At 69.4% G+C, this 11,929-nt stretch carries 14 protein-coding genes; 8 read left to right on the top strand and 6 right to left on the bottom strand.

Annotation, left to right across the window (positions count from 1 at the left end):
* The first annotated feature begins 52 nt into the window (after positions 1-52).
* The gene (gene erpA, locus ACW174_RS10550; protein ID WP_492014388.1) at positions 53-430 is read left to right on the top strand and encodes an iron-sulfur cluster insertion protein ErpA; all 378 of its coding nucleotides are present in this window, start codon (positions 53-55) and stop codon (positions 428-430) included.
* Positions 431-454: 24 nt separating this feature from the next.
* On the opposite strand, the gene ACW174_RS10545 is transcribed toward erpA, so the two are convergent.
* The 3 genes from ACW174_RS10545 to ACW174_RS10535 all read right to left on the bottom strand — a co-directional run bounded on the left by ACW174_RS10545 (position 455) and on the right by ACW174_RS10535 (position 3,565).
* Positions 455-1,213, bottom strand: a complete 759-nt coding sequence (locus ACW174_RS10545; RefSeq protein WP_492014387.1) for a 3-oxoacyl-ACP reductase — start codon at positions 1,211-1,213, stop codon at positions 455-457.
* A complete protein-coding gene (locus tag ACW174_RS10540) occupies positions 1,213-2,538 on the bottom strand; it encodes a dihydroorotase (RefSeq protein ID WP_492014386.1) in 1,326 nt (441 codons plus the stop codon). Before ACW174_RS10540 ends, ACW174_RS10545 begins: the two co-directional genes overlap by 1 nt.
* Positions 2,539-2,620: 82 nt before the next feature.
* A complete protein-coding gene (locus ACW174_RS10535; RefSeq protein WP_492014385.1) occupies positions 2,621-3,565 on the bottom strand; it encodes a glycosyltransferase family 9 protein in 945 nt (314 codons plus the stop codon).
* 96 nt (positions 3,566-3,661) lie between these two features.
* Here ACW174_RS10535 and ACW174_RS10530 point away from each other — a divergent pair, with 96 nt between their 5' ends.
* The 5 genes from ACW174_RS10530 (at position 3,662) to ACW174_RS10510 (ending at position 8,147) form a co-directional block, all read left to right on the top strand.
* Positions 3,662-4,105, top strand: coding sequence for a hypothetical protein (locus ACW174_RS10530; RefSeq protein WP_492014384.1), 444 nt, complete (start codon positions 3,662-3,664; stop codon positions 4,103-4,105).
* A gap of 1 nt (position 4,106) precedes the next feature.
* Positions 4,107-4,655 carry a CxxCxxCC domain-containing protein gene (locus ACW174_RS10525; protein ID WP_492014383.1) on the top strand — a complete coding sequence of 183 codons (549 nt, stop codon included), beginning with the start codon at positions 4,107-4,109 and terminating at the stop codon, positions 4,653-4,655.
* Between the two features lie 236 nt (positions 4,656-4,891).
* On the top strand, positions 4,892-5,698 hold the full coding sequence (ygfZ, locus tag ACW174_RS10520) for a CAF17-like 4Fe-4S cluster assembly/insertion protein YgfZ (RefSeq protein ID WP_492014382.1): 807 nt from the start codon (positions 4,892-4,894) through the stop codon (positions 5,696-5,698).
* A gap of 74 nt (positions 5,699-5,772) precedes the next feature.
* Positions 5,773-6,963, top strand: coding sequence for a thiolase family protein (locus ACW174_RS10515; protein ID WP_492014381.1), 1,191 nt, complete (start codon positions 5,773-5,775; stop codon positions 6,961-6,963).
* Positions 6,964-7,169: 206 nt separating this feature from the next.
* On the top strand, positions 7,170-8,147 hold the full coding sequence (locus tag ACW174_RS10510) for an alpha/beta hydrolase (protein ID WP_492014380.1): 978 nt from the start codon (positions 7,170-7,172) through the stop codon (positions 8,145-8,147).
* On the opposite strand, the gene ACW174_RS10505 is transcribed toward ACW174_RS10510, so the two are convergent.
* From ACW174_RS10505 to ACW174_RS10495, 3 genes are read right to left on the bottom strand one after another with little or no spacing between them, the layout of a single operon-like run.
* Complete coding sequence (locus ACW174_RS10505; RefSeq protein ID WP_492014379.1) at positions 8,144-9,196, bottom strand: serine hydrolase domain-containing protein; 1,053 nt, start codon at positions 9,194-9,196, stop codon at positions 8,144-8,146. The genes ACW174_RS10510 and ACW174_RS10505 overlap by 4 nt on opposite strands.
* Before the next feature lie 54 nt (positions 9,197-9,250).
* Positions 9,251-9,487 carry a helix-turn-helix domain-containing protein gene (locus ACW174_RS10500; RefSeq protein ID WP_492014378.1) on the bottom strand — a complete coding sequence of 79 codons (237 nt, stop codon included), beginning with the start codon at positions 9,485-9,487 and terminating at the stop codon, positions 9,251-9,253.
* Positions 9,487-9,987, bottom strand: a complete 501-nt coding sequence (locus ACW174_RS10495) for a DUF2975 domain-containing protein (RefSeq protein ID WP_492014377.1) — start codon at positions 9,985-9,987, stop codon at positions 9,487-9,489. The genes ACW174_RS10500 and ACW174_RS10495 overlap by 1 nt, the downstream gene beginning before the upstream one ends.
* 95 nt (positions 9,988-10,082) lie before the next feature.
* Between ACW174_RS10495 and ACW174_RS10490 the strand changes: the two genes are divergently transcribed.
* Together ACW174_RS10490 and ACW174_RS10485 are read left to right on the top strand one after the other, a co-directional pair.
* Positions 10,083-11,015, top strand: coding sequence for an ABC transporter ATP-binding protein (locus ACW174_RS10490; RefSeq protein ID WP_492014376.1), 933 nt, complete (start codon positions 10,083-10,085; stop codon positions 11,013-11,015).
* Positions 11,015-11,740, top strand: a complete 726-nt coding sequence (locus ACW174_RS10485) for an ABC transporter permease (RefSeq protein ID WP_492014375.1) — start codon at positions 11,015-11,017, stop codon at positions 11,738-11,740. The genes ACW174_RS10490 and ACW174_RS10485 overlap by 1 nt, the downstream gene beginning before the upstream one ends.
* Positions 11,741-11,929 lie beyond the last annotated feature (189 nt).

Here is an 11,929-nt window from a genome sequence, read left to right as displayed (position 1 = left end):
TTCGCAAGGACGGGCCTTTGCGAACGCCCGTGCGCGCCTCATATAGGCCCTTGTGAGCACCGTCCAATCCAGCCCCGCCTTCGCCATCTCCGCCCCCACCGGCGGTCATGGCCTGACCCTGTCCGAAACCGCCGCGCGCCGGCTGGCGGCGCTGGGCGAGGCCGAGGGCCATCCGGTGCTGCTGCGCGTGGCCGTGGACGGCGGCGGCTGCTCGGGTTTCCAGTACCGCTTCGAGCTGATCGAGGCCGGCGACGCCGACGACATCCGCATCGAGACCGACGGCCAGACCGCCGTCGTCGACACCGTCTCCCTGCCCTTCCTCAAGGGCTCCGAGATCGCGTTTGTCGACGATCTGGCCGGCGCCCAGTTCGTGGTGCGCAACCCGAACGCGGCGTCGAGCTGCGGCTGCGGGGTCAGCTTCTCGATCTAGCCTCAGGCCCGCTGCCGCTCGATCTCAGTCCCGCACCAGCCCGCCATCCACCACCAGGTTCTGCCCCGTCACCGCCCGACTCCAGGGCGAGGCGAAGAACAGGACGGCGTCGGCGAACTCTTCCGGCGTCGTCACCGTGCGCAGCGGGGTCATGCCGGCGATCAGGTCGAAGACCGCTTCCGGGGTCGCCTTGCTGGCGTCAGTGGTGCGCAGCAGGCCGCCCGAGACCATGTTGACCGTGATCCCCTGCGGACCGAGGTCACCCGACGCCGTCCGGGTCAGGCTCAGCAGGGCGGCCTTGGCGGCGGTGTAGTCGTGGTAGGGCACCACCGGGTTCTGGAACAGGTTGGTGCCGATGTTGATGATCCGGCCAAAACCGATCCCGGCCATGCCGGGCGCTGTCGCCTGGATGACATTCAGGGCGCCGCGCACGACGGTGGCGAACTGGTCCTCGATCTCCGACCACTCGATATCGTTCAGCTTGGACCGGGCCTCGCCGTTGAAGCTGTAGTCCAGCGCGTTGTTGACCACCGTCGTCACGGGCGAGCCGAACACGTCCTCGGCCAAGGCGACCATCTCGTGCACCGCCTCGCGGTCGGTGACGTCGGCGCGGAAGGCGACGGCCTGTTCGGGGAATTCGTCGACCAGTTCGCGGGCGGCGTCCTCGCTGGCGCGGAAATTGATGACCACGCGCGCACCCTCCCGGGCGAAGGCGCGGATGGTCGCGGCGCCGACGCCGCGCGCCCCGCCGGTGACGAGGACGATCTGGTCTTCGAGTTTCATCAGGCGAGGGTCTCCTGGAAGCGGACGGGACGGCCGTGGGCCGCGCCCTGCAGTTCGCCGTCGCGCATGACGACGCGACCGCGCACGATGGTGGCCTTGACCTGACCGGTGGCTTCGAAGCCGTCGAACGGGGTCCAGCCCGAGCGGGTGGCCATGTCGGCGTGCTTCAGGACGTGCTTCGCCTTCAGGTCGACAATGGTCAGGTCGCCGTCATAGCCCTCGGCCATCCGGCCCTTGCCGGCGATGCCGAAGACGCGATTGGCGCCGTGGCTGCTCAGGTCGATGAAGCGGTCCAGCGTCAGCCGGCCGTTTGCGACGTGGGTCAGCATGACCGGCACCAGGGTCTGCACACCCGGCATGCCCGACGGCGAGGCCGGATACGGCCGCGCCTTCTCTTCCAGCGTATGCGGCGCGTGGTCCGAGCCCAGCACGTCGGCAACGCCCTGCTCCACCCCGCGCCACAGGCCGGCGATGTGATAGTTGTTGCGGATCGGCGGGTTCATCTGGGCCAGACCCTTGAGGCGGTCATAGGCCTCGTCCCCGTCCAGCGTCAGGTGCTGGGGCGTGACCTCGACGGTGGCGACGTCCTTGTTCTTGGCCAGGAACTCGATCTCCTCCGCCGTGGTGACGTGCAGCACGTGGATGCGGGCGCCGGTCTCTCGGGCCAGCCCGACCAGACGGCGGGTGGACATGATGGCGCTCTCGGGGTCGCGGACCTCCGGATGGCTGGTCCAGTCGCCGGTGCGGGCCAGCGGACGACGCTCGACCAGCCGGTATTCATCCTCGGAGTGGAAGGTGGCGCGGCGCTTCACATGGCGCAGCACCTCGCGCACGCCGTCGTCGTCGGCCACCAGCAGGGTGCCGGTCGAGGCGCCCATGAAGACCTTGACCCCGCAGCAGCCCGGCAGGCGCTCCAGCTCCGCCAGGTATTTCGCGTTCTCGTGCGTGCCTCCGATATAGAAGGCGTGGTCGGTCCACATGCGGTCGCGGGCGCGGTCCAGCTTGTCTTCCAGCGTCGCCGGATCGGTGGTGTTGGGTTCGGTGTTCGGCATCTCGAACACGGCGGTGACCCCGCCCAGCGCCGCGGCGCGTGAACCGGTCTCCAGATCCTCTTTCCACTCCAGCCCCGGCTCACGGAAGTGGACCTGGGTGTCGATCACCCCCGGCAGGACCGTCAGCCCCGTGGCGTCGAACACCTCGCCCGCCGAAGCCTGCGACAGGTCCCCGATAAAGGCGATCTTGCCGTCGATGACGCCGACGTCGGCGAGGCCGCGCCCGGCATGGTTGGCGACTTCGCCGCCACGAACGATCAGGTCATAGGTCATGGACGGTCTGAATAGTCTGAAAGCGGGCGGAAGGCAGGGGGCGGGCGGGAAAAAAGCTCTTCTCCCCCCCCGCGACCGCGCTTTAGCGCGCCAGCACCTTCTTCGCCGCCTTCAGCATGCGGTCGGCCGGGACCTCGTTCATGTGCAGGATGGCCTGGTTCAGGCCCGGGTCGATCTTGCGGAACTCGTCCACCGAGCGGGGACCGCGCACCACGACGCCGCCCCAGGGACCGCGCACGGTATCGTCCGACGGGCCGTAGGCGGCCACGACCGGCGCGCCCGCGGCCACGGCCAATTGGGTCCACAGCGAGTCGCCGCCCAGATAGAGTTTCGCCCGCTCCAGCACCGCCAGCGCCTGCACCGGCGTCAGCTTGCCCGGCAGTTCGGTGGTGCGGTTTCGCGGCATGGCCAGGCGGATGGTGTGGCCGGCGTCCTTGTCGGCGGCGGCGCCGATGACGACCACCCGCCCTCCGGCCAGCGGGCCGTCATTGGTCAGGGTCGCAGCCAGACCGGCATAGCGTTCGGACGGCCACTCGCGGCCCATCCAGTCCGCTCCCGGCGCGATGACCAGCAGGGGCGCGCCGTCACCGGGCAGCAGGGCCTCGATCGACGACCGGGTGGCGTCGGAGACGAACAGTCTCGGCGGAGGGACCTCGTCCAGCTGCAGCACGCGGGCGGCCAGCTCGACCTTGTGAAAACCCGCCTCGTCCTTGCCGCGCACGGCCCGCTTCTGGCGGCTGAGCTTGCCCGAGAAGGTGGTGCCGCGCATGTCGACGATCAGGCCCCATTTGATCGCGCGGACCTGGTTCCACAGGCCCAGCCACTCCAGCCGGCCCTCCTTCTCCAGCACGATCAGCTTGTCGAGGCGCGGGGTGTCGGCGAACAGGGGCGCGCTCTGCGGCGAGCCCACAATGGTGAAGCTGGCCTGCGGCATGGCGTCGACCAGATACGCCAGCACGCCCGAGGACATCACGGCGTCGTCGGCGCCGGCCTCGGCGAGGTAGAGAATGGGAAATCGGCCCGCCATGACGCGATTGTACAGGGATTCTCGTCACGTCAGCGGGACATGATGGCTTTCCCGTTGTGAATGCGTAGGTTCGTGTGGACGAAACCGGAGAGACCGATGCGCCGTCCCCTGAGCCTGATCACTCTGGTGATCATCGCCGCCACGGGCCTGACCGCGTTCAGCAGCGCACCGGCCCGGACACAACGCGAAAAGCCGCCGGGCGAAGGCGTGATCTGCGCCTGGGCGATCTACAGCTTCGTCGCGGATGTGGTTGAGCGCTGTCCGACCGGAGCCAGTGTTGAGATGAAAGCCGAACTGGCGCGGTCGGTCGAGCGGCTGGACACCTATGTCAGGGAAAATTCCGACATCACGCAGGCCCAGTTCGAGGCGTTCAAGCGGGAACAGGCCAACGTCGGCCGCCCCGAAGCTGAAGTCTGCGAAGCGAGCGTCGCTGACGGCCTTGTAGAGGGCCTGAGCCAGATGCCGGTGAACGAGCTTCGAACCTTTATCGACGAGACCGTGGCTCGCCCCGGCACGCCGACCTGGGGTACGTGCCTGTAGGATGAGCCTTCCCCTTCTCCCCGGCCGTGAATGCGGCGGTTGCGTCGAATGCTGCCGGGTGATCCCGCTGGACCTGCCCGAACTGGCCAAGCCGACGGGCGAGCTGTGCGGCTATTGCGTCAACGGCGCCGGGTGCAGCGTCCACGCGATCCGGCCGCAGACCTGCCGGATATGGTTCTGCCTGTGGCGGGTGATCGAACTGGACGACGATTGGCGGCCCGACCGCAGCGGCGTGATCGTGCGCCCCGACGGCGTCGATGAGGGGATCATCACCCTGTATGTCATCCGCCGCAGCGACTTCCTGGCGTCGGAGGAATTCTTCGCCGTGATCGCGGGCTGGCTGGCCGAGGGGATCGAGGTCGCGCTGAGCGTGCCGGGGCCGGTGGGCTTCTTCCCGGCGCGGGCGGTGGTGACCGAGTGGCTGCGCCCGGCGGTCGAGGCGGGCGATCCGGCAGCGTTCGTGGATCGGGTCGTGCGATCGCTGGATCGGCTGGAACAGCACGACTGGCAGCCGGACGGGGTGGTGGCGCGGTATGCGGTGGGGGAATGACGCCCCCGCCAGCTGTCGTCATCCTTCGACCAGCGTAGCAAGACCGGAGGACCCAGCGGCGCGCGAGAGCGCGAAGCTGTCGGGAGCGCCATTGCTTCGGCTTCGACTCCAGTGTTTCGCCGCCTTCGCGGCGCCACTGGGTCCTCCGGTCTGCGCCGTTGCGCGGCTTGCCGGAGGATGACGATAGCAAAATGGGGCGCTGGCCCGATGCGCGCACCGCTCCTATCTACCCTCCCATGACCACGCGCATCGCCCGCCTGACGTCCCGCGCCCTCATCCGGGTCAGTGGACCGGACGCCAAACCCTTCCTTCACAATCTCCTGACGCAGGATGTGGAGACGATCACCGAGGGCGAACTGCGGTTCGGCGCCCTGTTGTCGCCCCCGGGCAAGCTCCTGTTCGACCTGTTCATCTTCGGCGAGCCTGAAGCCGTCCTGCTCGACGTCGCCGCCGATCGCCGCGACGCCCTCCTCCAGCGGCTGTCGATGTACAGGCTGCGCGCCGCCGTGACCGTCGAGGCCGATGACCGCCCGGTCTTCGTCGGCTGGAACGGCGCCGTCGAAGGCTTCGCCATCGATCCGCGTGAGCCGGCGCTGGGCGGGCGGCGCTATGGCGGCGCGCTTGAGACCAACGCCTCCGAGGACGACTGGCAGGCGCACCGGCTCATCGTCGGCGCGCCGGACCCCAGCGCGGACGCGCCGCCGGACACCACCTATCCCATCGAGGCCGATTTCGACCTGCTGAACGGCATCGACTTCCAGAAGGGCTGCTTCATCGGCCAGGAGACGACCTCGCGCATGAAACGGCGGGGGACGATCAAGAACCGGATGCTGGCGCTGGAGTTCGACGGCCCGCCTCCGCCCTTCGGAACCGAGGTGCTGAACGGCGAGCTGCGCGCCGGAGAGGTGTTGAGCGGGCGCGACGGCATGGTCATGGCGCTGGTGCGGATGGACCGGCTGGACGGCCAGTTGACCGTGGACGGGCGTCCTGTACGGGTGCGCCGCCCCGACTGGCTGCCGGCGTTCGTCCCGGCCGCCGGCTGATTGTGCACTGCGGCAAAGTCACTTGCGTCGAGGGACGAAAGAGACGATCTAGCCGCCGTAGGTTTTTTTAGAGGATGCTCTCGATGTCTGATCCCGTCGTCATCTGTTCCTTCGCCCGCACCCCCATGGGCGGGTTCCAGGGCGCCCTCTCGGGCGTGAAGGCCACCGAACTGGGCGCCGTCGCGGTCAAGGCCGCGGTCGAGCGCGCGGGCGTCGCGCCCGAGAAGATCGAACAGATCTATATGGGCTGCGTCCTGCCCGCCGGTCTCGGCCAGGCGCCGGCCCGTCAGGCCGCCATCGGCGCGGGCCTCGGCCAGCATGTCGAGGCGACGACGGTGAACAAGATGTGCGGCTCGGGCCTGCAGGCCGTGATGATGGCCGCCGACTCGATCAAGGCCGGCTCGGCCGACATCATCGTGGCGGGCGGCATGGAGTCGATGACCGGCGCCCCCTATCTGATGAACAAGCACCGCGGCGGCGCCCGCATCGGCCACGACGTCATCGTCGACTCGATGATGATGGACGGGCTGGAGGACGCCTATCAGGCCGGCAAGCCCATGGGGTCCTTCGCCCAGGACACGGCCAATGAGTACCAGTTCACCCGCGAGGATCAGGACGCCTACGCCATCGAAAGCCTGAGCCGCGCCAACGCGGCCGTCACCGGCGGCGCCTTCGCGGGCGAAGTGGTTCCGGTCGAGGTCCAGACGCGCAAGGGCCCGGTCACGGTCCGCGAGGACGAACAGCCCGCCAAGGCCGATCCGTCCAAAATCCCCAACCTCAAGCCCGCCTTCGCGAAGGACGGCACCATCACCGCTGCCTCTTCCGCCTCCATCTCGGACGGCGCAGCGGCGCTGGTGGTGACGCGCGAAAGCGTGGCCAAGGCCCTGGGCATGCCCATCCTGGCCCGGATCGTCAGCCACTCGGCCCACGCCCATGAACCGGCCCTCTTCACCACCGCCCCCGTGGCCGCGATCCGCAAGGCGCTGGCCAAGGCCGGCTGGTCGGTCGAGGACGTGGACCTGTGGGAGGTCAACGAGGCCTTCGCCGTGGTGCCGATGATCGCCATGCGCGAACTGGGCATCGACCACGCGAAGCTGAACGTGAACGGCGGCGCCACCGCCTTGGGCCACCCCATCGGCGCCTCGGGCGCGCGGGTCCTGTCCACCCTGCTGGCGGCGCTTCAGGCGCGCGGCGGGACCAAGGGCGTGGCCAGCCTCTGCATCGGCGGCGGTGAGGCCGTGGCGATGGCGGTCGAGCTGGTTTGAGTTTTCCTTCTCCCCTACGGGGGAGAAGGTGGCTCGCGGAGCGAGACGGATGAGGGGGAGGCCGGCGACGGCTTCCCCCTTTCCATTTGCGACGCTGACAAAGCCCCCCTCATCCGAGCGGCTCCGCCGCCCACCTTCTCCCCCGAGGGGAGAAGGACTTGGCGCAAGGACGTCTCCGACCTAGCCTCCCCTCCCGGAGGCCTCCCATGATCACGACCCGTAGAGGCGCGCTCGGCCTGGCCGCAGCCGCCGCCACGCCCCTTCCCGCCCTGGCGATGACACCGGTGTCGCAGGCTGTCGCCCCGCCCGACCCGAGCGAAACGATCCGCCTTTGGCCCTCCGGCGCGCCCGGCGGCGAGCGGGTCACCGTCACCCCGCAAGTGACCGAGCGTTCGACCGACCCGGCCTTCCACGACCGCTTCGCCCGCTACACCACCGACCCGATCCTGACCGTCCTGCGGCCCGAGCGAGCGAACGGAGCCTCCCTGCTGCTGATCCCCGGCGGGGGCTATAAATGGGCGGTGGTGGACAAGGAGGGGCTGGACTGCGCGCGGGTGTTCGCGGCGGCCGGGATCACCTGTTTCGTCCTGCGCTACCGCCTGCCCGGTGACGGCTGGGCGGCGGGGCCGGACGCGCCGCTTCAGGACGCCCAGCGCGCCTTACGGCTGGTGCGGGCGCAGGCGACAGCGCACGGGCTGGACCCGACACGGGTGGCGGTGCTGGGCGCCTCGGCGGGCGGGCATCTGGCCGGGATGCTGACGGCGCGTGCGGATCCGACCTATGCCCCGGTGGACGACGCCGACGCCGCCTCCCTCCGCCCCGACCTGTCGATCCTGCTCTATCCGGTGGCGACCCTGGCCGACCCGTTTGTGCATGCCGGGTCGCGCGCCGAGATGCTGGGACAGACGCCGCCTGCGGAGGCGATCGCCCGCTATTCGCTGGAGCGGATGGACTGGAGCGGTCGCCCGCCGGTCTTCCTGCTGCACGCCATGGATGACGAAGCCGTGCCGGTGGAGAACAGCCTGCAGCTGCTGACCGCGCTGAAGGCCGCGGGCGTGAAGGCGGAGGCGCATCTGTTTCAGGAAGGCGGCCACGGCTTCGGCATCCGCCTGATCGCCGGCAGGCCGGCGGCGGTCTGGCCGGAGCTGGTGCTGCGTTGGAGCGCCCGCCAGGGCTGGGTCTAGGCCGTCGCGGCGCCCGTTTCGGCGGCGGGGATGAAGCCCTGATCCAGCAGGGCGTGCAGGCGATCGACGTGACCGTCGCGCCGCCGGACCGGCGACGGGTCCGAGGTCATGACCACCGTCAGCCGCAGGTCCGGCACGACAAACACCATCTGCCCGCCATACCCCCAGGCGAAGCGGACGTCATGGCCTCCGGATCGCCGCAGCCACCAGCCGTAGCCGTAGGGGTTGCCGCTCCAGCGCGACGTCCCGCGGCCGTTCCACGAGTCCCGCACCCAGGCCTCGGGCAGCACGCGAACACCCTCATGCAGGCCGTCATTCCGGTAGAGTTCACCGAACTTCAGCAGGGCGCGGGGCGACAGCCGCATGTCGTTGCCGCCGAAATAGATGCCCTGCGGGTCGGCGGGCCAGGACGGGATGTCGATGTCCATCGGTTCGCCCAGCCAGTCGCGGGCGTTGGCCAGGGTCGAGCGGTCGCTGGCCCGGGTCAGGGCGGCGGACAGCAGGTGGGAGGTCCCGGTCGAATAGATCATCCGCCCGCCGGGCTCGGCCTCGAACGGCTGGGCCAGGGCGTAGCGAACCCAGTCCCGGCTGGAGACCCATGAGCCGTAGTTGGCCCCGGAGGTGGAACCCAGCCCCGCCTGCATCGACAACAGGTTGCCGATGGTCACGGTCGCCAGCCGCGGGTCCGGGCCGGTCGGGAAGCGGTCGGACAGGAAGGCCGAGATGGGCTGGTCCACGCCGGTAAAGACCCCTTGCCCGATGGCGATCCCGCCCAGCGCCGCCAGCACCGACTTGGACGCCGACTTGATATTGACCGGAGTGTCGAGCCCCGGACCGCGAAAGACCTGTTCCGCCAGCGCCTGCCCATCGCGGGCGACGATGACGCTGTGCAGACGCGGCAGTTGCTCCGCCGCCGCGAGCGCCTGCGCGAGCAGGGCCGGATCGAGACCGGTGGTCGTCCGCTGCGGCAGGAGGGCGGACGCGGTCTCGCCACACGCCGCGACAGGGATCAGGGCGAGGGAGGAGGCCAGAAGGGCGCGACGGTGCATGGAGCTGATACGGTGCGGGCCCCTGAAGGGTTGCCGCGACCGGGCGTCACAGCCCTACTCCTCCTCGTCCCCCAGCAGGTCCGCCGCGTCGAAATCATAGTCCAGCAGGTCGGCCGGCCGGCACTCCAGCGCCGCGCACAGCTTGGCCAGGGTGCGGAAGCGGATGCCCTTCACCTTGCCGGAGCGGAACAGGGACAGCTGGGTCTCGCTGAGGCCCACCTGCTGCGCCAGGTCGCGCGCCTTCAGCCCCTTGCGGACGATCAGCTGGTCGAGGGTCACGCGAATGGGCATCAGATCATGTCATCGAGTTCGGACTGAACCCGCGCCGCCTGTTCCATGACTCGCCCCAGCAGGAACAGGGCCCCGCCGATCATGCCCAGCGTCATGCCCGACACATCGAAATAGGCCCAGCTGCCCCGACCGCCCTCGACCAGCCGCACCAGGTTGGTCACGCCGAACACGCTGAGCAGCCCGCCGAAGCCGAGCGCCAGCCCGACACGGCGCAGGACGCCGGCCAGCACAGGCTGGATCAGCCTCCCCTTTCCCAACTGCCCCAGCGCCGAGCCGATGGACCAGACGGCGAACAGGTAGAAGACGTTCGGCAGGGCCATCACAACGCTGGCCAGCCATGCGCTGAGCAACGGATAGTCGTCGCCCTTGGCCAGAAACACGATCGGGACGATGACATGCATCGCGGCCAACAGCAGCCCGACGCTGCACACCATGAAGACCGCCAGCCAGCGGAACTGACGGCAGCGCGTGCGAAAACGATCGATGTCGGCGGCGGACATAAGAGGCTCCGGAAGATGTCTTGTCTTTAATCTTGACTTAAAGACGCGCCCTTCGCAACTTTATATCTGACTTAAACGGAACCGGAGCGCCGCCCATGCCCGCCGCCATCGAAACCCACGGCCTGACGCGCCGGTTCAAACACCATCTGGCCGTCGACGCCGTGTCGATGACGGTGCCCGACAAGGCCGTCTACGGCTTTCTGGGCCGCAACGGCGCGGGCAAGACGACGACGCTGAAGATGCTGCTGGGCCTGATCGCCCCGACCGGTGGTCAGGCGATGATCGACGGGATCGATGTGGCGCGCGACCGGCTGGGCGCGGCGCGACGCGTCGGGGCGCTGCTGGAGGCGCACGGTTTTTACGGAAACCTGTCGGGCCGCGAAAATCTGGATCTGACCCGCACCCTGCTGGGTCTGCCGAAGACCGAGATCGACCGGGTGCTGGAGGTGGTCGAGATGACCGCGAACGCCAACCGCCGGGTCAGCGACTATTCGCTGGGCATGCGCCAGCGCCTGGGCCTCGCCCGCGCCATGCTGGGCGCGCCGCCGGTGCTGATCCTCGACGAGCCGACCAACGGGCTGGACCCGGACGGCATCGCCGACATGCGCCGCTTCCTCAAGGCCCTGCCCGAACGGACCGGGGCGACGGTGCTGCTGTCCAGCCACCTGCTGGGCGAGATCGAACAGACGGCGACCCACGTCGGCATCCTCAGCGAGGGCCGGCTGGTGCTGGAGGGCGAACTGGACCGGCTGAAGGCCGATCTCGCGCCCGAGATCGCGTTCCAGACGGACGACCTGCCGCGCGCCGCCGCCCTGGCGACCGCGCGCGGCTTTGATCTGACCCTGACCGAGGACGGCGCGGTGGCCCGGCTCAAGCCCGGCGAGGACGCGCGCGCGGCCTCGGCCGCCCTGAACCGCGCCCTTGTCGAGGCCGATCTGGCCGTCTTCTCCATCGGGCCGCGCGCCCGGTCGCTGGAAGGCATCTACCGCGACGTATCCACCCCCAGCCCTGAACCGGAGACCGTCTGATGCTCACCGTTCTGTCCGTCGAGGCCCGCAAGCTGAACCGCTCGCTGGCCGCGGTGCTGGCCATCGCCGCCCCGTCGCTTATCGCCGTCTTCACCTTCTTCAACGTCCTGAGAATGGACGAGGCCCAGCCGTGGCAGATGTGGCTGCAGAGCGCCGCCGCCATCTGGGCCTTCTTCATGCTGCCGATGAGCGTGACCGCCCTGACCGCGCTGGTGGCGCATATGGAGCATGGGCCGAAAAGCTGGGACCATCTGCGCGCCCTGCCCGTCCCGCGCTGGAAACTCTACGCGGCCAAGGCGATCTGCGTGCTGGCGGTGGTGGCGGCGATGAGTGCCGCGGTGCTGGCCCTGACCTGGCTGGCGGTGACGGCCGGCGCGGCGATCCAGCCGAACAAGGCGCCGACCGGGCCGCTGGATCTGGCGGGCCATGCAAAGACCCTGACGATGATGTTCGTGGCGGCGCTGCTGCTGGTCGCGATCCAGCTGTGGACCGCCCTGCGTTACGCCAGCTTCGTGCCCGGCCTCGTGGTCGGGATCGGCGGGACCTTCTTCGCCGTGGTGGCGACCTCCGCCAAACAGGGCGCCTTCCTGCCCTGGCAGATGCCGGTCAACATGCTGTCGTCAGAAGCGTGGCGCCTGACCACGGCGCTGGGGCTGGGCGGCGGGGTCGGCCTGCTGGCGCTCGTCGCCATGGTCCTGCACCTGTCGCGGCGCGAAGTGCTGTAATCGCGGCGCGGCGTCCGCCTGCATCAGACGGGTCAGGGACGCCGGTCCCGTGGTCAGCACGATCATCAGCCCACTCCTGCGATTGATAACGAGTCGCAGATTGGCGTGGATGGCGGCGGCTGGCAAGCGGGACGGTGAACGAGCGTGGACCCCAGCTTGGCCGTTGATCTATCGTTCCCGATATGTTCT

The organism is Brevundimonas sp. AVps31 (genome assembly GCF_058681355.1).
The sequence above is the reverse complement of the archived record's forward strand: the minus strand, read 5'-3'. Positions and strand labels throughout refer to the sequence as shown.